Annotated in this window: 17 protein-coding genes, 2 pseudogenes and 1 other annotated feature; of the genes and pseudogenes, 17 read left to right on the forward strand and 2 right to left on the reverse strand. The window is 39.9% G+C overall.

What is annotated here, in order from left to right; genetic code table 11:
• The first annotated feature begins 188 nt into the window (after nucleotides 1-188).
• Nucleotides 189-674, forward strand: a pseudogene (locus tag H5975_RS03780) (flavodoxin).
• Nucleotides 675-901: 227 nt separating this feature from the next.
• Nucleotides 902-1,573 (forward strand): type 1 glutamine amidotransferase, encoded by a 672-nt coding sequence (locus H5975_RS03785; protein ID WP_204784933.1) that lies wholly within the window; start codon nucleotides 902-904, stop codon nucleotides 1,571-1,573.
• A 94-nt stretch (nucleotides 1,574-1,667) separates the two neighbouring features.
• Here the strand turns inward: H5975_RS03785 and H5975_RS03790 are convergent, their stop codons facing one another.
• Nucleotides 1,668-2,168, reverse strand: a complete 501-nt coding sequence (locus H5975_RS03790; RefSeq protein ID WP_239459616.1) for a hypothetical protein — start codon at nucleotides 2,166-2,168, stop codon at nucleotides 1,668-1,670.
• A gap of 238 nt (nucleotides 2,169-2,406) precedes the next feature.
• A pseudogene (locus H5975_RS03795) lies at nucleotides 2,407-3,690 on the reverse strand (glycosyltransferase family 2 protein).
• Nucleotides 3,691-4,072: 382 nt separating this feature from the next.
• Here H5975_RS03795 and H5975_RS03800 point away from each other — a divergent pair.
• The 15 genes from H5975_RS03800 (at nucleotide 4,073) to H5975_RS03860 (ending at nucleotide 20,221) form a co-directional block, all read left to right on the forward strand.
• Nucleotides 4,073-5,026, forward strand: a complete 954-nt coding sequence (locus H5975_RS03800) for a GGDEF domain-containing protein (protein ID WP_239473127.1) — start codon at nucleotides 4,073-4,075, stop codon at nucleotides 5,024-5,026.
• An 18-nt stretch (nucleotides 5,027-5,044) separates the two neighbouring features.
• Nucleotides 5,045-5,404 carry a hypothetical protein gene (locus H5975_RS08695; protein WP_239473128.1) on the forward strand — a complete coding sequence of 120 codons (360 nt, stop codon included), beginning with the start codon at nucleotides 5,045-5,047 and terminating at the stop codon, nucleotides 5,402-5,404.
• Between the two features lie 9 nt (nucleotides 5,405-5,413).
• The gene (locus tag H5975_RS08700; protein WP_239473129.1) at nucleotides 5,414-5,677 is read left to right on the forward strand and encodes a hypothetical protein; all 264 of its coding nucleotides are present in this window, start codon (nucleotides 5,414-5,416) and stop codon (nucleotides 5,675-5,677) included.
• Between the two features lie 210 nt (nucleotides 5,678-5,887).
• On the forward strand, nucleotides 5,888-8,206 hold the full coding sequence (locus H5975_RS03810) for an ATP-binding protein (RefSeq protein WP_204784935.1): 2,319 nt from the start codon (nucleotides 5,888-5,890) through the stop codon (nucleotides 8,204-8,206).
• A gap of 33 nt (nucleotides 8,207-8,239) precedes the next feature.
• Entirely contained in the window at nucleotides 8,240-9,085 is an 846-nt protein-coding gene (locus H5975_RS03815) for an alpha/beta hydrolase (protein WP_204784936.1), read from the forward strand.
• Between the two features lie 12 nt (nucleotides 9,086-9,097).
• Entirely contained in the window at nucleotides 9,098-9,595 is a 498-nt protein-coding gene (locus H5975_RS03820; RefSeq protein WP_204784937.1) for a phosphatidylglycerophosphatase A family protein, read from the forward strand.
• A gap of 170 nt (nucleotides 9,596-9,765) precedes the next feature.
• Nucleotides 9,766-10,005, forward strand: a binding site (T-box leader).
• Between the two features lie 152 nt (nucleotides 10,006-10,157).
• Nucleotides 10,158-11,786, forward strand: a complete 1,629-nt coding sequence (locus H5975_RS03825; RefSeq protein ID WP_239473130.1) for a peptide ABC transporter substrate-binding protein — start codon at nucleotides 10,158-10,160, stop codon at nucleotides 11,784-11,786.
• A 73-nt stretch (nucleotides 11,787-11,859) separates the two neighbouring features.
• Nucleotides 11,860-12,792, forward strand: coding sequence for an ABC transporter permease (locus H5975_RS03830; protein ID WP_204784938.1), 933 nt, complete (start codon nucleotides 11,860-11,862; stop codon nucleotides 12,790-12,792).
• 1 nt (nucleotide 12,793) lies between these two features.
• Complete coding sequence (locus H5975_RS03835) at nucleotides 12,794-13,726, forward strand: ABC transporter permease (RefSeq protein ID WP_239473131.1); 933 nt, start codon at nucleotides 12,794-12,796, stop codon at nucleotides 13,724-13,726.
• Between the two features lie 6 nt (nucleotides 13,727-13,732).
• Entirely contained in the window at nucleotides 13,733-14,791 is a 1,059-nt protein-coding gene (locus tag H5975_RS03840) for an ABC transporter ATP-binding protein (RefSeq protein ID WP_204784940.1), read from the forward strand.
• A complete protein-coding gene (locus tag H5975_RS03845; RefSeq protein ID WP_204784941.1) occupies nucleotides 14,784-15,665 on the forward strand; it encodes an ABC transporter ATP-binding protein in 882 nt (293 codons plus the stop codon). The genes H5975_RS03840 and H5975_RS03845 overlap by 8 nt, the downstream gene beginning before the upstream one ends.
• 72 nt (nucleotides 15,666-15,737) lie before the next feature.
• On the forward strand, nucleotides 15,738-17,012 hold the full coding sequence (locus H5975_RS03850) for a hypothetical protein (protein ID WP_239473132.1): 1,275 nt from the start codon (nucleotides 15,738-15,740) through the stop codon (nucleotides 17,010-17,012).
• Nucleotides 16,969-17,655 (forward strand): alpha/beta hydrolase family protein, encoded by a 687-nt coding sequence (locus tag H5975_RS08705; protein ID WP_239473133.1) that lies wholly within the window; start codon nucleotides 16,969-16,971, stop codon nucleotides 17,653-17,655. Before H5975_RS03850 ends, H5975_RS08705 begins: the two co-directional genes overlap by 44 nt.
• A 1-nt stretch (nucleotide 17,656) precedes the next feature.
• Nucleotides 17,657-18,862, forward strand: a complete 1,206-nt coding sequence (locus H5975_RS03855; RefSeq protein WP_204784942.1) for a metal-dependent hydrolase family protein — start codon at nucleotides 17,657-17,659, stop codon at nucleotides 18,860-18,862.
• A 12-nt stretch (nucleotides 18,863-18,874) separates the two neighbouring features.
• A complete protein-coding gene (locus H5975_RS03860; RefSeq protein ID WP_204784943.1) occupies nucleotides 18,875-20,221 on the forward strand; it encodes a M20/M25/M40 family metallo-hydrolase in 1,347 nt (448 codons plus the stop codon).
• Nucleotides 20,222-20,609 lie beyond the last annotated feature (388 nt).

The raw sequence follows: 20,609 nt of genomic DNA on the forward strand, positions 1-20,609 counted from the left end.
TTCTTTGTGCAAAGTTTCGATGACAACTCGATCTTGAAATGATAATATAGTGGTGCCCATAAAGGTCCTTCTTTCTTGGATTAGTTTAGCGACACCATTAAAGACCTTTGTGGGTTTTCTTGTCCACTTATTTAACTGTTAACTTAAATATTACAATCTACGACAAATATAAAAAGGGGGCCTTTCTAATGGCAAATACTTTAGTTCTATATTACTCAGCAACTAATACTACAAAGCGAGTAGCTGAAACAGTTGATAATAAATTAAATACAGATATTGCTTAAATTCATCCTGATCAGCCTTATACTGCTGCAGATTTAAACTGGCACGACGAAAATAGCCGAACTATTATTGAACAACATCAACATATCAGTATAGTTGCTATTAAAGATGATTTGCCTGATATTTCAAATTATCGAAATATTGTCATCGGCCATCAAATTTGGTGGGCCATTCCACCGCGGATAATCAGTACTGTGATTGATCACTTGGACTTAAATGGTAAGAATTTAGCATTATTTGCAACTTCAGGTGGTACTAACTATGACCGAGCACAAAGTTTGATTGAACGCACAATTAAAGACAATAATTACGACGTCAATTTGAATCGAGGAGAAGTGCTTAACAGCTCATCTCAAGTTGACAAATGGATTAACTCACTTAATTTAGCTTAGTATTAGACTTCCTAGATTATTAATTTTCACGTCTAGGAGATCTTTTATTTTGAAAAGTCGCTTATTAACAATAATTATATTATGTAAAATAACTTTAGTCTCAATTAAATAACGGATTTCCATTGTCTGTTTGTTAAAATTTTCAATTAGTGGTAAAATGACCGAAAATTTAGGTAATTGCAGGCGATACCTATTACAACATTGCCGTCGATGGAAAGGATAATTCGATGAGAATCAATGTTTTGCAACATACACCAAACGAGGGGCCAGGCGCCATTCAACAATGGTCACAAGATCATGGTCATGAAATGTTCATTTACCATCCAGCAACTTTTGGTAATTTACCGACCGCAGATCAAACTGATATGCTAGTTATCCTTGGTGGTCCAATGAGTCCTAACGATGATTTTGATTGGATTAAACAGGAACGTGCTTTAATCCAACAAATGATGAACGACCATAAGCCAATCTTTGGAGCATGCTTTGGTGGACAACAAATTGCTAAAACACTAGGTTATTCAATTAAAAAAGCTCCTCATAAAGAAGTGGGGTGGGCACCTGTATACCTTAAAAGCAATATCATTCCAGGTATTCCAGAACAATTGACTGCGTTACATTGGCATGAAGAAATGTTTGAAATTCCCAAAGAAGCTGATTTATTATTCAGCAGTGATTTAGTTGAAAACCAAGGTTTCATTTTGAATGACAATGTCATTGGTCTTCAATTCCATTTTGAACCAGCTGCTGATAATGTTCGGGAGATTGCCATTAATGATAATCAATATCCAATGGAGCATAATGACCTTCATCAAACTGCGGAGGAAATTATCAATCATGGCGTTCCTGAGGAAAATAAAAAAGTAATTTACCAGTTACTTGATTTTATTGCTAAACACTAAATTTACAAAAAACAAGAGGATCTTAACGTAATGCTGCGTTTAGGATCCTCTTGTTTCATTTGTGAAGCATTGTTGTTTGTCCGTAAAAATATCCTTAACGAAGACCAATGTGTAGTTGGCCAACTAATACCTCTTGGGTAGGTTTTTCAATTTTTCCAGCCATGGTTACTACATTCCAACGGACGCATTTTCTCTTCCACTGAACCAAAGTGATATCAATCCAGTGGGGTGATGACTTATTGAAAGCATTGATGTTGAATTTTAAATAATCAGTGTATGGTAGAAATTTGCATAATCGATCATAGGTTTGAGCAGACGAGTCAACATTTTCAATGGCAACGCAAATTTTACTTTGCGAAAGCTTTTTAAGCGTGCGACGAAGCTTCAATTGTTGAACGTAATTAGTGCTTAAAATGTCATCTTTATTGATTTCAACAATCAGTTTCTGAACATCCACAATTCCTAATACCCAGGTAAAAAAGTAGTCAGCGTGATAATCAACCATTTGACTAACTGTCATATTCAATGCCAAACTGCGCAATGTCTGTCCATCATTCAAATCCATCCGCTGAATGGTTTCAATAATTTTACTCAACGGAAAATTAGCAACATTTTGCGGTAATTGCCAGTGACTAGTATTAGGATATTAAACTCCCTCAATAATAGTTCATAACCGGGGCCTTGATATTCTGCGGATTGATTATATACGGGTTGTCCAAAGTATTCGTAGCGGTTTCTCATTATCAATTCCTACTTTCTTTTTATAGCGGTAATGAGCCTGAATACATATCACTGAAAAAATGATAAATGTCGACAACAAAATTATTTCAAAGTTATTCATTAAGATCGCTCACCTTTCTAGCCGGGCTAATCCACTTACCACTTCCATAACCCATCACTGTTCTAACAGCCTTATGGAAAGTCGTGACAATCGTAAGTTGGTTAACAATCCATGTAAAGAGAAGATAGATTGGCGAAAACATAAAGTACCGTAACTTCGCACCATTAAAATCAAATAATAGTGCTGCAGAAACCTGAAAGAGACCCGCAATTAACTGGAAATTAACGAAAATCATGCTCATTGCAATGCCATGCCAAACGCGTTCGTAATTACCATGCATGGCATAGTAGAGCATTACAATCATAAAAAATACCGAAGTTATCCAGAAAAAGAATGACCAGATAATTGAAAAGGTCGTATCAATTAGCATTGGCATGACAAAACGATATTGCTAAGGGTGACGAAAGACCTTTAAGAAATTAGTTAACCATACTTCTGTACCACCTTGAGCCCAACGCTTGCGCTGACGGTACAAATCCCGAAACGTTTCTGGAACATTCATATGAAACACGATATCAGGTGCAAATTTCGGTGTAACGTTCATAAACGTGTGATCCCAGGCAATACTGATATCTTCAGTTGCACGATCTTGGCGAAAGCCACCAACATTAATCAGGAAATTACGACGGTACATGGTATTTGCACCACTATAAGCGTACATAGTATCGTTAAGAGCTGTTTGGCTCCGCTTAATAATCCCTACAATACTGGAAAATTCAACCGTTTGGGATTTTCCCCAAAGAGATGAACGGATTATAAACATCCATGTTAGCTGTAATGGCCGCGTAGTTAATCCCTTGGGGACTGGTAAAGTAACGCATATACTTGACGAGGGCATCTTTTTCCGGAATGGTATCAGCGTCATTGCTCAGAATGTATTTTCCTTTGGCATAGAATAACCCAATATTAAAAGCATGGGCTTTTCCCTAGTTCTGCTTAATCCGAATCACACGCAAGCGGGAATATTGTTGCTGCATTGCTTGTAGTATATCCGGAGTTGAATCGGTACTATCATCGTCCATTACCAAAACTTCGTAATTGTGGTAGTTGAGTTGGGTTAAAAGATACTCAAGGGTACTTTGAATCACTACTTCGTCATTATGAGCTGGAATCATGATCGTGATAAATGGTTCATGTTTCAGTTGATGCTGGTGAGGCAATTCATCTTTGCGTTGAAAAATCACGTAAGATACTGCAACAAAGAACCAGACGAGTGGACCTAAAATTGGGTAAATACATAAAATAAATAGTACTGCTGATAGTGGATTAATACCATTGATAGTGGTGAGCCAGAATGAAAAATATCAGTAAAAATATTAGAAACCATAATGTTGATCACCCGTTCTGTTTTCGATAACTTCCTTTAGTTGGTTTTTAGTTAAGTTTTGTTCTGGAGCGATGGTGGTATATTTAACTCCTATTCGAACTTTTGCATCGCCAAAACGATTAGTTATAAATTGTTCGACGCGATAATCTATTTACCAATAATTGTGGTTTGTATGATTATTAGTCAGATATATTTCGAAAGATATTGGATTTCATCAAAGAGTTTATCCTTTAATAGTTGGATGATTGGCTTAGTAATTATCATTACGTACTTTATTCAAGAGTTTTTTCTATTACAAATATCATTAGTAAACATTAACCAGGTGGTCTTCATGCAAGTAATTGCCACAGTAATGGTATTTCGTAACCGAGTTTATAAAATCTGGTGGCCATTATTAGCATTAACACCGTTTTTTGCTAATTTAGCGGAGTACCTTTTGGGATTACTACCGTTAACTAACTGGTGGTATTGGATCGTTGAATCCATTGTTTTTACTTCAATTAGTTTATTCCTAGTTAAGTTGCATGGTTGCTCGAAAAGAGCTCGATTTTTTATGGCAATTGCTTCATTAGGGATCATCGAATTAATTACACTGGCTATTAATCGTAATTATTCATTGGTCAGCATTGCAGCATGTAAACTAGGATTATTTTTAATTGCAGTCTTTGAAGAACAACTGGTCAAAGTGGAACAACGTAACGATGAAAAAATCAAGTTAATTCAAAGAGAAAGTCAGCGTGACGATTTAACCGGTTTGCTGAATTATCGGGCGTTGGATCACGAAATTAGTAAACTAGCTAATAAAAATGAAACTAATAATATTGTCATTGGAGCACTAGATATTGATCATTTTAAAACAATTAATGATACTTACGGTCATTTTGTGGGTAATGAAGTGCTCAACCACTTTTCAACATTTTTAAGGAAACAAATTCATACCGTCTTCCCACAACACGGGTTTGTTTACCGTTTTGGTGGCGAAGAATTCACCATTGTGGTGTCGAACTATTCGATCAAAGAGGTTGATAAACTCCTGCATCAAGTAGAGCGGATGCTCAGTGAGCAACCATTTAAATCGAAAGACGGTTTTAAACTATCAATTAGTTTTTCATGCAGTATTACTAATCATTTGAAAGACGAGTCGCTCGATGAAACATTGAAACGGGCTGACAAAATGTTATATCTTGTAAAAGAGAATGGTCGCGGATGGATAAATTCTGATCGTTATAGTGATCAAAAGATAGAAAACGGAACTACTTCACCATTAAACATGACCAGTGAATAAATAAAGTTAGGGAGTAAAATGTACAGTATTTTTCAACCAATTATTAACGTTAATAAATCATTAAATACTAAAATCGATTCCTATGAGATGCTGATTCGAAATGAAGAAGGGCATTTCCCAGGAATTGGTTTTATAAAAGGATTAGCTACCGCAGACGGTAATAAGCAATGGATCGCAATTAGTGAACAATCATTACAAAGTGCCCTTGGTGCTCATCAAAATCGAAAAGTATATATCAACATTGAACCGTGCCAGATGCAATTTAACAGCACGTGGCAGTTTCTAAAGCAACTTCGGACAACCTACAAAAACCAGGTTGCCGTTGAAATAAATGAACGTCACGAACACGTTCATAGTATTAACTATTTAGACCAATAAATTAATAGGTTGCGCGACTTAGGATTTGAAATTGCGATTGATGATGTTTGTGCAGGCAGTAATAGTTATGCCTTTATCAAGCGCCAATTGCCAGCCATTCAACGAATTAAACTATCTTTGCTGATTTTCAAAGACGAAGATAAAGAAACTGTCATGAATTTTATTCATGCTTGGTTGACCTTCGCTCAAAAGCATCAACTTGATTTCGTAATTGAAGGCATTTCCGATCAACAGGCAGCCCAAAAATTTGCTGGCAATCCAATTATTCTTTAACAGAGATATTATTGGGGAACAGGAACCAGAGAAATTTAATCTAAGATGATAGCTTCAAATTTGCTGAATACTGTTCCAACAAATTTTAACTTTTTTGTATGAAATCTTGAACAGTAATGAACATAGTGATGAGAGAGTTAATTTACTTGAAAAATCGCGTTAAATAGCAGAAAATAAGTATGTATTCCATTAATTATTGGAGATTAAAGAATGGCAGATGAAATCAAAACGACCGGCAACGATTTAAATACCAACCGGATCAATATTATTCATAATCATAAAGCAGCTCAAATGACGATTAAGGATATTTTTGACGCGGGAAAATACCCTCAGCTAATTGGGGTAACAGGACAAGTAAGTCCGGAATTTTTGAACAAATACTTAGCAAGTTTTGTTCAAGTAGAATTAGCAATTGGTAGTGCGCCTAATAAGCATCACTATACTTCAATGGAGAACGTGACTAAAGATGCGTTAGCAAATGCAATGCTTAGTACGGCTAATAAAACTCCGATTAAACTTTTTCAAAGTTTGAGTTCTCAATTACAATTAGCAGCAATTGCTGGTGTGCTAAAGTTAGAAGTATCGCCTACCCAGGTAATTCATTCAAGATTTTACTTGATGGCAAATCCGGTTACTAAACAAACCCGGGTCGTACTGGGGTCGGTTGATTTAAATGAGCCATCATTTGATAGCAACGGTAACCGCTTTGAGGAAGTCATGGTGTTCGATAACGACCCATTATATCAAGTTTTACTCAACCGGTTTAAGAAGGATTTCCGTCCTGTATTACAATCATACTTTACAAATGAACTGCTCAAAGTTGCTGAAAAACAATTAAAGGCCATCAAAGCTGCTGATAAAGACAATGATAATATCATCATTCTATCTAATGATCAGACCGACGAAATTGCTCAACGTGAATTAACAAACCTGATTGTTGATGATGTGCAACAGCAGATTGATAAACAGCATTTATCTGCAGGTGTAACTTTAGCAATGCGGAATGTTACGAATAACAGAACCCAAGACCAGGACAAAGAAGAACGTGCGATCAAGCAACGTAATACTGTTTTGATGTTACAAAAAGAAGCCGTATCGCCACGGGCTGCTCGGCCAAAAATCAAAAATCGGGCAGTAATTGCTGAAAATGTTAAAAATGCTATGGAGGCTTCCGTTTCACCTCAAGATATGGCTGTAGAGAAGAAGTATACAACCTTCCTGTATGACCGGCCACTGGAACGGAACATTGCTCATAATAAGACGGGACTTTATACCCCGAATGATGCCGGTACCTTCCCAATTGCTTTTGGTAAGTTAGCCACAATTAATCAAATTCGTGACGGGATCCATCAAATCGAAGATATTATTAAAGGTTACCAGCAATTTGTAGTTGACTTCACGCCCGAATATGGTAAACGCTTCTATGAAGCTATTATGTATGCTTTCACTGCGCCATTTCTCTGGGAAATTCGTCAAAAGGCCAGTCTTAATCCTGAAGATGGTAATGATATTCCTAATTTTCTGATTTTAGGGGCTAGCGCTGGTTCAGGCAAAACAACGCTACTTCGGATTATTAATCAATTAACTTGGAACACCGACAAGTCCATGATCGACTTTGGCACGATCTATCCAACGGATGCCAATCAACGTAAGGCCAAGACCATGCAGGCACTGGAATCGTACATGAAACAGGGTAGTTCTTATCCAGTTTTAATTGATGAAATCCAACCATACTTTTTCCAACAACCACAATACAGTCGTCGGCTGATTGTTGATACGATGAACCAATTAGTAAATAGTCCAAAGCCATATGCACCATTAATTGGTACAACCAACTATAATTCTGGCTTTACAATGCGTCGTGAAACGGCCCGCCGGACTTACTACCTTCAATTAGATAAGGTCATTGACAGCGAGAAGAAGGGGGTTGCTTCTAAGTACATTTACGGCGTTCGCAAGTCTTTAAACAACACGCTATTTAAAGACTTTGTAGTTCGGTTAGCCAACTATTTAGAAGACGATAGTACACCATGGCGCCTCTTTGACCACACAACTGGTGAATTAGACTTTTTAGCAACCACGCGGAAAATTTTCCGTGATTACTATAAATTAATCGAGGAGCCGGTCCCGGATTACTTCTCTGATGGCCTACGAGATGATTTCGGAGAAAATGCTCGTAGTAAATGGGCCAAGCTGTATCTTACCCAGAAAGATGATTTTATTTATCATGAAGAAAAGAACAGTTTATTGTTCGACATTACCCGTTTAACGACCTTTAATGGTTTTGAAAAAGATTCCATTGAAGAATATCGGAATGCATTACCTGTTGAAATATGTGTTGATGGGATCAACGGCAAAAACGGTAAGTTTGTTGAGTTAAAGGCGCCAGCCTTTTATGATTGGATTGGGGTCGCTAACCCACAGTTGCATCCAGAAAAGGCGGCAGAAGAAGCGCAAACATCTGCAACACCAGAACCAGAAGAGGAAAAGCCAAAGAAGAAGAGTTTTTGGGCACGGTTATTCGGTTAAATCAGACATATTAGTTAGATAGAAGGTGGCAAGATGATTGCCAAAGTTGGTCGGGTCATGATCAGAATTATTCTGATCATGATTTTGATTGGTGGGGCAGTTCAGTTGTATCTTTTACGAGGTAGTAAAGAGCAGTCCATTCAAACCAATAATCCGCAAGTTCGGTATCAATCCACGCCAACTTTACTTATTCCGGGCTGGGGTGGTAACACGTGGACTTATCAAAAACTGATCAGCACCGCTCAGGAAAGGAACGTTGCCCAAAAAAGGATGACGATTTGGGTGGCTCCCAATGGTCACGTACGCATCAAGGGTGATATAAATCGTAAAAATGCAATTATCCAGTTACTATATGATTGGAACTACACTCCAGGTTATCAGGATCAAACCAAGCAGTTAACCCGGGTAATGCGAATATTACATAATCAGTACCATATCCGCAATTTAAATGTAGTGGCCCATTCCTATGGTGGCACCGAATGGCTCCATGCTTATATTAGATCCCCAGACATTCAGAAAAATATGCGATTTCCCAAGGTGATTTTGCTTGGGACTCCCGTTGATGAAACATTCGGTGAACGAACTAAATTTACAAAGTGGTTATTTAAGAAATCCAAGGATCGTAACTTTAAATTAATGGAACGTCAAATTCGCCACACATCCTTGGTTCGCATTGGTAAAATTTATAATTGGATGGGTGCTAAGGGCGGACGGACCGATGGTGAAGTGCCTCATATTCAGTCGGAGATGCTCCGCTCCCTGTTGCATAATCAGCGGATTAACTATGCTGAACACGTTTATTCACATACTAATCACGTCCAACTGCACCAAAAAAAGCAGATTCTAAATGATATTTTAAAAACACTCTGGTACAAATAAAAAGGAGGAAGTATGCAGAACACTAACTTTAAATATCCTGATACGAAAGCTTTCAACTTTGTTGTTGAGCGACTTCAGGAGCGTGGAGTAACGATTGATGATCTTGTAAACTTGACCTTTAAGATGCAGGAAGAGTTCATCCCAAAACTAACCCATGATGAATGTCGGGAATCAGTTATTGATGTCATGCACAAACGTGAATTTTTAAATAATGCGATGGTCGGCCTAGAATTGGATCGCTTGACTGAAGATAATCGAGTTGCAGAGCCTTTAGCTGCAATTATTAAAAATGACGCTGGTGTGTTTGGCGTGGATGAGGCACTGGCACTGCAGATTGCAGAACTATATGGCACAATTGGAGTTACTAACTTTGGCTATCTTGATCGAGTGAAGTCAGGGATTATCAAGCAATTTGACACTGACAGTGGACACGTGAATACATTCATTGATGATTTATTAGGGGCAATTGTCGCTGCTGCCTGTGGTAAATTAGCCCATCAAGAAGCATAATGATTTTAAACTGTGGAAAAATATTTCACGGTTTTTTTATTATTCCGAAAGGGTTTTATAATAACAAAGAAAACGGTTACTAAATTGTTGGTGTTTGAAAATAATTAGAAATAACTGTTGACAAATTAGAAAATTCTAATTAATACCTTAGACAACAATTAATTGAACAAAGATTTGCGACGAGAGGAACAGTAAATGTTGTCTTGACGATCAGAGAGTCCCCGTAGTGGTGAAAGGGGAAGGTTAAGCAAACATTGAAGATCATCCTTGAGCAATGTGACTTGAACTGAGTAGAGTTACCAGGAATGCATCCTTTATCATGCCAGCGTATGAATACGTACGTTAAGAGGTTTAGTCAGCAATGACTAAATAAAATTAGGTGGTAACACGGTAAATGGATCGTCCTAAGTAGCTAATTTATTAGCTGCTTAGGACTTTTTTGTTCAATTAAATAACTTTTCGAGTGAGGTGAGGATCATGGAATCAGACATTACGGACATTAGTCAGATTAAAAAGCAATTAGAATTTCGGTTAATCCACCGTCTTACAGGAGGAAAAAATTATGAAGATGAACAAAAAAGTGGTGACTTTAGCTGGTGTCGCTTTAACAGCAATGTCGTTAGCAGCTTGTGGCAATAGTGGGAAGAACAAAGCAAGTGGAGATTTAAACGTGACCTTAAAAGCGAATCCAGTCACCCTGGATCCAGCAAAAACCATCGAAACACCAAGTACTTCGATGCAAGATCAAGCATTTGAAGGACTGTATAAGTACGATAAAAATTATAAGGTTGTCCTTGGCGAAGCGGCTTCACAGCCAACCGTAACGAATGATGGCAAGACTTGGACCTTTAATTTAAAAAAGGGTTTGAAATGGAGCAATGGAGATGAAGTTACTGCTCAAGATTACGTTGCTTCAATGCGGCATTGGGCGGACCCCAAGACCAAATCTCAAGCAGCTGATAAGGTTGCTAACCTCGAAAACTATGACCAAGTTGCTAAGGGAACAGCACCAACTTCATCATTAGGTGTCAAAGCACTTGGTAAATATAAAGTACAATTTAATTTTGCTAAAAAGCAGCCATCCGTCAACGTTCGGAACAGCTTTGCTGCAGATTTAAAACCAGTTAATCATAAAGTCCTGGCTAAGGAAGGCAGTAAGTATGGTTCATCATCAGCCAAGGCTGTTTATAACGGACCATTTAAAGTTACCAACTGGAATGGGGGCAGTGATGATGAATGGAGTTATGTTAAGAACGAGCACTACTACGGTAAAAAGAACGTTCATATGAAGAAGGTGAATGTCCAAGTTACCAAGGATAATAACACCGCACAAAACCTCTTTAAGTCTGGCAAAGTTCAAGAAACTTCCGTGACTGCCGATTACGTTAAGGGGAATAAAGGAAATAAAGAACTCCATACGAGTCTGAAGGCCACCCAATATTACTTGTACTTTAACGGAAAAAACGAATTGACCAAAAATGAAAACTTCCGGCAAGCCGTTAACTATGCGTTTAACACTAACCAATTGGCAAAGAAAGTTCTGCAAGATGGTTCGGTGGGTGCAACTGGTTGGGTTCCTCAAGGTGATATGAAAAATCCAAAGACTGGTGAAGATTTTGCTAAAGAAGCGGGTCATCTTCAAAAACAGGATAAGCAAAAGGCACAAGATTACTGGAAGGCAGCTCAAAAGGATCTCGGCAAGAATAATATGACGCTGAACCTGTTAGCTGATAATACTGATGACCAAAAGCAAGTTGCTGAATATCTTCAATCCACCCTGCAAAAACAATTTAAGGGTCTCAAAGTTGAAGTAACTACCTTGCCACATGCCCAACACGTTAGCCGTGATTTTGCCGGTAAGTTTGAATTGAACTTAACTGACTGGAACTCTAGTGTTCCTGATGCCTCCGACTTCCTTTCCCTCCTGAAGACTGGCAATAAGGTTAACTTCACTAATAACACTGATGAAAAACTCGATAACTTACTCAATGAAGCTAATGACGGTACTAAATCCGCTAGTGATCGTTACAAGCTCCTGCAACAAGCAAACAAACAAGTTCATACCAATGCTGATGGAGTCCCGCTATACACGGCTGCACAAGCCCACTTAGTTTCAAAACACGTCACTGGTCTAAATTACGGACCATTCAATAAAGTTGCTCAATACCAATATGCTCAATGGAAAAAGTAATTAACGTGATCAATAAAGAAGGTCGACTTGCTCCTCTGTCTGACCTTCTTTATTTGTAGAAACGGAGGTTCTTATGAAAAGATACATTTGCAAACGATTATTCATGATGGTCTTAACCCTCTTTATCGTGGCAACACTAACCTTCTTCTTAATGAAGATGATTCCGGGATCACCACTTGGCAATACTATGAAATTAACGAAGACGCAACAATTAGCGGTTGAAAAACAGTATGGATTGAATCGACCAGTGTGGCAGCAATACCTTTCCTATATGGGTGGTTTACTTCATGGTAATTTTGGAATGTCCTACCAATACACCAGTACATCCGTTGCTGAATTAATCGGGCGCCGGGTTGGTCCGTCAATTCTCATTAGTCTCCAAGCACTTGTTTTAGGCGTCGTAGTTGGCATTATCCTCGGTAGTCTCGGAGCGCTGAAGAAAGGGACCTGGGTTGATACAACGAGCAGTACATTAGCAGTAATCGGAATCTCATTTCCCAGTTTTATTTTGGCAATCCTGTTGCAATACTATCTCGGATTTAAGCTCGGTCTATTTCCAGTTGCTAGTTGGGACGGCTTTCCTTCAACAGTTTTACCAACGATTGCGTTATCAGCAGTTCCAATGGCCCAGGTTTCACGTTTTGTCCGGACTGAAATGGTAGAAGTTTTGAATTCAGATTATATTCTGCTCGCCAAAGCAAAGGGACTTTCAACCCGCGAAGTTGTTTTTCATCATGCTTTGAAGAATAGCATTATTCCAGCTTTAACCCTAATTGGTCCATTGGCCGTGACCCTCATTACCGGTTCCATGGTGGTAGAAAATATTTTCTCTGTTCCGGGAATTGGGGAGCTATTTATTAACTCCGTCTTGTCAAACGACTATCCGGTCATTATGGGACTAACAATGTTCTATTGCCTACTGCTATGTAGCATCATTTTATTAACGGACATTGTTTATGGCCTGGTTGATCCGCGAATTCTTTCCGAAGAAAAGGGGGAACACTAATATGAAACAACCTGAAACTGCACAGCCATTTGAGTTTGTGAACGCTGATGTTCTCCATAATCACTCGGGAGAATTAGCAGAACACTCGCTTTCCTTTCGAACGAAGGCGTGGCGAGAACTCAAGAAAAATACTGCGGCAATGGTCTCATTAGTATTTTTAACATTCGTTGTTGTCGTATCGTTAATTTCGTTGGTTTGGATGCCTCATGATCCGAATGCGCAAAACGTTAGTTTATCGAACTTACATCCATTTCAAAACGCAAGTTACTTGTTAGGAACGGATAATCTTGGTCGGGACATGTTATCGCGGTTATTATATGGCACCAGGATTTCACTAATGATTGCTGTCTTTGCAACAGTTGTTGATATCGTTATTGGTGTACCTTACGGCCTTGTTTCCGGTTGGTGCGGGGGTCGCGTTGATAACATCATGCAACGAATTATCGAAATCATTAGTTCGATTCCGGAACTGGTATTAATCATGCTTCTGTTAATTATCTTTAAACCGGGATTAACTTCGATTGTATTTGCGATTTCCTTAGGATCTTGGGTTCTCATGGCACGATTGGTACGTGCTTCAGCAATGCAAATTAAAAGCGCTGACTTTGTTCTTGCAGCCGAAGCAATGGGGGGAAGTCCCGTCAAAATTGCCTTAAAACACATTCTACCTAATACGATGGGCGTGGTGATTACCAGAACAATGTTCACTATTCCAGCGGCAATTTTTCTAGAAGCTTTACTATCCTTTATTGGCATTGGGGTTAAAGCACCAAATGCATCATTGGGGACTCTATTAAACGCTGGTGAAAAAGGATTTCAATTTTACCAATACCAACTCTGGGAGCCAGTGATTGTTCTCTCACTGATGATGATTGCTTTCAATCTTCTTGGTGATGGTCTCCGGGATGCTTTTGATCCAAATACAAAGGGGTGAAATAAAATGGCGACAGACGTATTAAAAATCAAACATCTTTCCATTGACTTCCACACAATGGAGGGTGAAGTCCATGCAATTCGCGATGTCACACTAAAACTTCATCCAGGCGAAATTCTTGCATTAGTCGGTGAATCTGGCTCTGGTAAGTCAGTGACTACCAAGGCAGTGATGCAACTTCTCCCTAACAATGCCAAAGTTGTGGGTGGATCTGTTGAGTATAAAGGAAAAGATCTTCTAAAGATGCCAGAAAAAGAACTTCAAGCGCTTCGGGGCAACGAATTAGCTGAGATCTTTCAAGATCCAATGACATCTCTTGATCCAACTATGCGGGTGGGCAAGCAGATTATGGAACCGTTATTAAAACATCAAAAACTAGATCGGGCAACCGCTAGACAACGGGCACTCACCATTATGGAAAAAGTGGGCATTGTGAATGCTAAGCAGCGTTTCAATAATTTTCCATACCAGTTTTCTGGCGGAATGCGACAACGAATTGTAATCGCAATGGCGCTTGTTTGTCACCCGAAAGTATTGATTGCGGATGAACCAACCACAGCGCTTGACGTAACCATTCAATCGCAAATTTTGGCGTTGATTAAACAGCTTCGTGATGAACTCAAAACAGCGGTCATTTTCATTACTCATGACTTAGGAGTCGTTGCTGGAATTGCAGATCGGGTTGCTGTTATGTATGCCGGGCGAATCCTTGAATTTGGTACGGTAGAAGATATCTTCTATCATCCACAGCATCCGTATACAGTTGGACTGCTTAAATCAACACCGACAATGGATATGAATGAGGGTGACTTAGAATCAATTCCCGGCAATCCCCCCAATCTTATTAATCCACCAGCGGGTGATCCGTTTGCAAATCGCAATCAACATGCGCTAGCGATTGATTATCAACAAATGCCCCCGTTCTTTAAGGTTAGTGGCACTCACTACGCCGCTACTTGGCTCCTTGACGAACGGGCTCCACAAGTACACCTGACAGAAAAACTTGAGCAACGCCGGCAACATTATGCTGACTGTTTAACCAAGGAGGGGTCCGCCAATGAATAATAATCTAGTTGAAGTTAAGCATTTGAAAAAATATTTTCACCAAGGTCATCCTGATGAAGTGCACGCGGTCGATGACGTGACTTTTAGTATTCGTCGTGGAGAAGTATTTGGCTTAGTTGGCGAATCGGGATCGGGTAAGACCACCACGGGGCGCTGCGTCCTCAACCTTTATCAACCAACTGCTGGCCAGATTCTCTATCATGGTCAAGATGTGACGGCATTAAAAAGAGGGCGAGCTTTCAAAAAATTCCATCATGAAACTGCAATGATTTTTCAAGATCCATATTCATCATTAGACCCGCGGATGGCGGTACGCGATATCATTGCAGAAGGTTTAAAAGTTCACCAGCAGACCAGTAGTCGGCAAGAACTTGACCAACGAGTGGCAGAAACAATGGAACTAGTAGGCCTAACGCCTGATGTAATGAACCGTTATCCCTATGAATTTTCTGGTGGACAACGGCAACGGATCGGGATTGCTCGCGCTTTAGCTACGGATCCAGAATTTGTGGTCGCGGATGAACCTCTATCTGCTCTGGATGTTTCAATTCAGGCTCAAATTGTTCAATTAATGGAACATCTCAAATCCACAAAGCAATTAACATATTTATTTATCGCCCATGACATTTCGATGGTTAAGTATATTTCTGACCGAATTGGGGTGATGTATCACGGCAAACTAGTTGAATTAGGAACAGCGGATGAAATCGTCAACCATCCATTACATCCATATACTAAGAGCTTGCTATCGGCAGTCCCGGTTCCGGATCCAACTTACGAACGGGTGCGACAACCATTCACTTACGATGGCGATTCCGCTAAATTACCGTTACGCGAAGTGTCTGCTGGTCATTACGTTGCTTTAGCGGAATAGTGCAATGATTTTCAAATGACATTGTTATACAAAAATGATTTACTAATTAGTTAATGAAAGCTGGTGAAAATTATGAATGGTGTAACAGTTAACGATTTGGTAAACTTGGTCAACGTTGGTGAATTAAAAATAAATGGGCGACACACCGTTTTTGTAACTGCCCAACCGGATGCAAACCAATTAGACCATTATCAATGGAGCGTTTATGATCAGTATGGTAAACAGTCACAACGACTACTTTCGGTTAGTCAACATCCTGGTTTGGCCTTGAGTAATCATGATCCCAAGCACCTTTATTACTCCACTGCGGATCATAGAACGAAAAGAACACGCCTTCATCAATTTAACCTCACAAATTTAAGCGAAGAGCAGCAGTATACAGTAGACGGTTATGAATTGAAGGTTGAACAGGAACTAAACGCTCATGAATTACTTTTATCTGGTGCTTATCAATTAAATGAACCAACTACTGAACCCTGGCATGAGGTTACGGAGGTGCCATACTGGTCGAATGATGAAGGCCAAGTTAATGGAGTTCGTCATCACCTCTGGATATTTAATTTAGCTACCCAGTTGCTGACGGATCTCGTTCCACCAACCTTTGATGTTGCGAACTTTTGGTACCAGGGTGGGCGACTACTTATCGCGGGCGTATCCTACCAAAATAGTCGTTCATTTAAGGATGGGCTTTACGAATATAATTTTTCTCATCACGATTTAGTCGACCTAATTAGTCCCGGTCAATATCGCTTTGACGATGTTGCAATTTTAAATCAGCGGTTGTTTGCGGTTGCAAGTAATGGTCAAAGGTTTGGGATGGGAGAAAATCCTAATTTCTATCGTTATCACGATCATCAATTAGAGTTAGTAGCACCTTGGGATAGTAATTTAGGGAACATTGTAGTGAATGATATGACTGTTGTTAGTGGCAATGCATCCTTAGTTCAGGATGACAAACTGTACTTTTATACGACAGTTGTAGATCATAATGAGTTTTACCAATTCGATGGTCATCAAACAACACGACTTTTTTCGTGGTCCGGAGCTGTAAATTCATTTGTTATTAAAAACGATCAATTTATCTTCACTGCCACTACGGCCGAACAACCGCAACAACTGTATCGATATCACAATGGAACAGTTACCCAACTAAGTGACTTCAACCAATTCCTAGATCAACGCCATGTCGCTAAACTTCACGAAGTTCATTACCAAGACTCCACTGGGAAAACAGCAACTGGTTGGTTAATGTTTCCGGATAATTTTGTAAAAGGACGACAGTATCCCGCAATCCTAGAAGTTCATGGGGGGTCCACGGGCTGCTTATGGAAAAAGCTTTTTTCATGAAATGCAGACCTTAACTACTAATGGCTACTTTGTCTTTTTTACCAATCTGCATGGTTCGGCTGGTCAAGGGGATGAATATGCTGACCTCCGTGGCAAGTATGGTCAAGTTGACTATGCTGATTTAATGTCCTTTACTGATGCGGTATTACAGCAAACAGCTGCAATTGATCGAACAAGGCTAGGGATTACTGGCGGAAGTTATGGAGGCTTTATGACTAATTGGGTCGTCGGTCATACCCACCGTTTTAAAGCCGCGGTCAGCGAACGGAGTATTGCCACATGGTCATCGATGATGGTTTCGGATATTGGTCCTGAATTTGTTCCTGATCAGTTGTCAGTAAACCTCAGTGATCAAAATGGAATGGAAAAGTTCTGGACGCATTCACCGCTAAGGTACGCCAGTCAAGTGCAAACCCCAACATTATTTTTGCATTCAGATCATGATTTTCGGTGCCCAATTGTCGAAGGTTATCAAATGTATCAAGCATTGAAATTGCGTCAACAACCAACTAAATTAGTAGTTTTTCATGGTGCAAATCACGATTTATCACGTACGGGGAGGCCAGATCAACGAATTCAGCGTTTAAAGGAAGTTTTAAAATGGTTTAATCAGTATCTTAAAAATCAAGAAGAAGGCGATTAAAATGACAACTACTGTTTATCTCAATTGTAATTTATTTCAAGGAACAAGCGATCAAGTGCAATCCGATGCCTGGATGGTGGTCAATAACAAAACTGGTAAACTAACCCACGTGGGTCAAGGCAACTACTCTGGTTCTGCAGATAACACAGTGGACTTAAAAGGGCGCTACGTTATGCCAGGATTGGTGGACGCCCATACGCACATGTTCATGAATCCACTAACGAATAAACTGTATTATCTAACGGAAACTGAGGGGACCCTGCAAGCATTGGAAAACTTACGAGCGGGGTTAAAAGCTGGTCTCACTTATGTCCGTGACTGTGGAGCAGCGTTTGATGTCGATGTCAAATTACAAAAGTACCGGGACGTGCATCCGTTTGTTGGCCCCCAAATTATGCCATCGGGACGGCCAATGTCAATGACGGGTGGTCATGGTGACTTTACTGAAGGGGAACATGGTGAAACTACATGGGGATACTTGGTCGACTCACCAGACCAGATGCGGCATGCTGTCCGCTGTGCGTTTAAAGAAGGGGCAAAAAACATTAAAGTGATGGCGACCGGTGGGGTAATGTCTTCCACTGACCAAGTTGACGATACAGAACTAAGCCTAGAAGAACTCCAAATGGCGGTCAAAGAGGCCCATTCGAAGCATATGACGGTTGCTGCCCATGCTGAAGGTGCGACAGGCATTCACAATGCGGTCGTGGCCGGTGTAGATTCTGTTGAACACGGATGCTACGTGCGGCATGAAGATATCGAGTTGATGAAACAACAAGGTACTTTCCTAACTCCCACGTTGATTGCGGGATATACAATTCCCAAATATGGTCAGGGCAAGCTACCGCAATACATGTTGGACAAGGCAGAAGCTTTTCTAGATGACTTCTTTTTACATGTCGGTGATGCAATCAAGTCGGGGGTAAAATTAGCCTTTGGAACTGATTCAGGAACACCATTTAATGAATTCAAAGATGCGCCAGTAGAGCTTAGTTTAATGGTTAAGGCCGGCGCAACCAACTATCAAGCATTACGAGCAGCTGGGCTGGGTTCAGCAACTTTACTAGGGGTGGCTAACGAATATGGAAGTCTAGAACCAGGTAAATTTGCTGATTTCTTAGTGCTCGACCAAAATCCGCTTGCAGATGTGACAGCCGTTCAACAAGAAGATAAGCAAGTGTACCAACATGGCCAACGGAAATTTTAGAAGGTGATTGAAATGACTGAAGAACGACAAGCAATTGAGCAATACGCCCTTGAACATTGGGCGGACTTTAAAGAATATTTAGAGCACCCGAGCATTTCCGCTCAAAATACAGGAATTCAAGAAACTAGTGATTACTTAGTACGAACTTTTCGTGAGCTCGGTGCAAATAATGTTGAAAAATGGGACGACCAAGGTGGGAATCCAGTGGTTTTTGCCGAATTTAAGGGCCAATCAAATCGAACTGTGCTGTTTTATAATCACTATGATGTTCAACCTCCCGAACCGTTAACGGAGTGGCAATCCGATCCATTTAAGCCAACTGTAAAAGGGGATCATCTTGTCGCACGCGGCGTTTGTGATGATAAGGGCGAATTAATGGCCCGCTTAGGCGTTGTAAAATACTTTAATGAACATGGTGGCTTACCAATGAATTTGAAGTTTTTTGTTGAGGGTGAAGAAGAAACTGGTAGTCAGCATGTAGAAAAATACGTGGATGCCCATCAAGACCAGCTGAAAGCCGACGCTTGCATTTGGGAAGGCGGCGGTAAAAATTCGGCGGATCATTTTGAAGTCGTCGCTGGTGTTCGGGGAATCGTCAGTTTTGATGTTCACGTCAAAACAGCGGATGCGGACGTTCATTCTTCACTGGCCAGTTATGTTCCCAATGCGGCATGGCGATTAGTAGAAGGACTGACATCATTGAGAAACCCGAAAACTGGGCGAATTACGGTTCATGGTTTCTATGACGATATCACACCATTGTCATCGGCTGAAGAAGAATCGGTGCAAAAGATGGACTTTGCAGAAGCTGAGGTAAAACAAACGTATGGATTAAAACAGCCATTAGTTACGAGTCACCCACGTGAAGAGGTTGTAAACGGCACCACTTTAACGATTAATGGTTTATCCGCCGGGTATGAAGGAACCGGGGTAAAAACCATCGTGCCAAAGGAAGCCACTGCAAAGTTGGACTGTCGCTTGGCACCAAATCAAGATCCTGAAGATATTATGACTAAACTAAGACGCCAATTAAATGAAAACGGTTATGATGACTTTGAAGTTCAACTAAACGTTGCCGAAGATGCTTGGCGAACGCCAATGGATAAAGAATTTGTTCAAACCGCTTTGCAGACAGCACGTGTGGTTTATGGACCGACCACTAAATACGTACCAAACACTGCTGGAGGGGGACCAGTCCGACCATTTGGCGAACTACTTAAACTGCCCGTTGTAATGGTGGGTGTCCATTACGCGAAAAGTGGACCGCACGCACCAAATGAGCATCTGCGATTGAGCGATTATGCAGAAGGAAGTTACTTCTTAGTAAAACTGTTAACTGATTTGGCAGTTGATGATTAGTTAAACAATAAAAACGTTTGATAGAAATCACTTATGACTTCTGTCAAACGTTTTTTGGCTCTATACTAAATCCTGTTGATGGATTACCTTATTGTAATCTACAACAGGGTTTTTATTTGTAAAATAAAGAAAGGAAGCCATTACGACTTCCCTCCACACAAACTACGACCAAATAGCTCTGCTATTGAAAGGAGTAATCATGATGACTTCTGATACTAATTTTATCGAATTTATACTGGGAATTAAAGATTCCAACCTAATTTTTCGAGGCTATTTTTATACGCCGTTTGTAAAATTAAGTTAGAAAAATAAAAAAGCCATTTGTGATAGACTTTTGAATAACCACAAACAAAAGTAAAGGAACATCACAAATGACTTATAAACATCT

The sequence above is a fragment of the Limosilactobacillus coleohominis genome (assembly GCF_016901675.1).
Taxonomy (GTDB): domain Bacteria; phylum Bacillota; class Bacilli; order Lactobacillales; family Lactobacillaceae; genus Limosilactobacillus; species Limosilactobacillus intestinavium.